Source organism: Desulfovibrio psychrotolerans, from assembly GCF_013340305.1.
GTDB classification, from domain to species: domain Bacteria; phylum Desulfobacterota; class Desulfovibrionia; order Desulfovibrionales; family Desulfovibrionaceae; genus Halodesulfovibrio; species Halodesulfovibrio psychrotolerans.
The window spans coordinates 1-402 of record NZ_BLVP01000031.1; the positions used below are offsets into that span (position 1 = coordinate 1).

The following is a 402-nucleotide window of genomic DNA, read 5'->3' on the forward strand; positions in this document are numbered from 1 at the left end:
TAGTGAACACTGGCCTTGAAGACGTTGTGACCGGACTTGGTCAGACCCTGTTCGGCGAGATCGCCAAGGCGGCCACGGACACCTGGCACAAGAGTTTTGTGGGCAAGACCGAGGTGACCCGCAAGGCCCTTTCCCCCTTGCGGACCATGTACCGCAAGCTCACCGGCCTCAGCTTTGTGGAGCCGCGTGTCAGCCCTGTAGCGGACCTGCTGCAGACGGCCTTCTCCGCCGTGGGCAGGAAAGGGCATATCGTGGGCCCGACTCTGCTCATGCTGCAAGGGCTGGTCAGTCTGTTACGTGACCCCGAAGCTCTGCTGGAACATGCCCAGTCCATGCTCGATGGGAGAAATCCCGATGACATTCTGGCCGGGTTCACAGGGCCCGGCTCCCTGGTTCTGTCGG

The 402-nt window shown here is 61.9% G+C and carries 1 protein-coding gene; it reads left to right on the forward strand.

Annotation, left to right across the window (positions count from 1 at the left end):
• Positions 1–402, forward strand: a 402-nt coding sequence (locus HUV26_RS13565; protein WP_243451399.1) for a DUF3150 domain-containing protein, incomplete at both ends; no start/stop codon positions are given.